Origin of the sequence: Limosilactobacillus pontis, from assembly GCF_002940945.1 — a bacterium.
Lineage (GTDB): Bacteria > Bacillota > Bacilli > Lactobacillales > Lactobacillaceae > Limosilactobacillus > Limosilactobacillus pontis_A.
Map to the genome: position 1 here is coordinate 1 of NZ_PNFV01000022.1, position 1,229 is coordinate 1,229.

At 40.7% G+C, this 1,229-nt stretch carries 2 protein-coding genes; one reads left to right on the forward strand and one right to left on the reverse strand.

Going from position 1 to position 1,229, the window contains the following annotated elements:
- Positions 1–167 (reverse strand): transposase (locus CK797_RS09015; protein ID WP_146085289.1); only part of this gene is annotated, 167 nt, incomplete at its 3' end.
- Between the two features lie 73 nt (positions 168–240).
- Between CK797_RS09015 and CK797_RS09020 the strand changes: the two genes are divergently transcribed.
- On the forward strand, positions 241–1,209 hold the full coding sequence (locus CK797_RS09020) for an IS30 family transposase (RefSeq protein ID WP_104689396.1): 969 nt from the start codon (positions 241–243) through the stop codon (positions 1,207–1,209).
- The last annotated feature ends 20 nt before the right edge of the window (positions 1,210–1,229 follow it).

Below are 1,229 nucleotides of genomic sequence, written 5' to 3' on the forward strand. Positions count from 1 at the left end.
AGTGAATTGGGTCCTTCCATTCGATATCTTTGAATCCATTTGGCAATAAGCCGCGGTCCAATATCGTATCTTTTACCAAGGTCATAAATACTCTGAGAAGTAGAAAGATATTCATGGACTATTTGTGCTTTTAATTTTGAATTATATTTAGTCGCCGTTTGTAAAATTAAGTTAGAAAAATAAAAAAGCCATTTGTGATAGACTTTTGAGTATCCCTAATCAAAAGAAAGGCAATCACAAATGACCTATAAACATCTTACCACACGTGAACTAACCCTCATAGCTGATTTTTGGTGTCAAGGCACCAAGGCTTATCAGGCTGCTAAACTACTTAAACGAAGCTCAGAAACTATTTATCGGATTTATCGTTTCCTTGATAGCGGGAGAACCATTGAACAGTATCTTAGTCAGTATCAACACAATAAACGTCGGTGTGGCCGTAAACAAACTAAATTACTGCCAGCTGAGGTTGAGTATATTCATTCTCTAATCAGACGCGGTTGGACACCCGATACGATCATCGGTCGAGCAGAGCGCACCATTAGTTGTAGTATGCGCACGCTTTACCGGATGTTTGCCCGAGGACAATATCAATTTAATGTCCGACATTTACCAATGAAGGGAAAACGTCATCCGAATGGCTATGTCGAACGCCGTGGTAAGGCTGGTCATCTAGGGCGCAGTATTTACCAACGTTATCAAGATTTCCCCCATTACCAAAATGAGTTCGGTCACTTTGAAGCTGATACTGTTCAAGGGAAAGCTCATCATGGTGCTGTCATGACCCTAGTAGAACGGCAGTCCAAAGTGATGATTGTCCTCAATGTGCACCGAAAAACGGACGAAGCTGTCAATCAGCACTTGGACCAATGGCTCTCTAAGTTACCCCGTCATTTTGTGAAGTCGATTACCTTTGATAATGGTAAAGAGTTTGCCGGTTGGCGTGACATCGCTAATAAACATGACCTTCATACTTATTTTGCAGAAGTCGGTGCTCCCAATCAGCGTGGCTTGAACGAGAACAATAATGGTATCTTACGCCGTGATGGCCTTAGTAAGAAGTTAGATTTTCGTCACTTACCAGATGAACTAGTTACTCAACTAATGTATCGTCGAAATAATATTCCTCGTAAGTCACTCAATTATCGCACGCCACTTGAAGTATTCTTAAGCTATGTCACAGATGAACAACTTTCAGCTTTTTTCTAATTTAAATTGACATTTCGGGA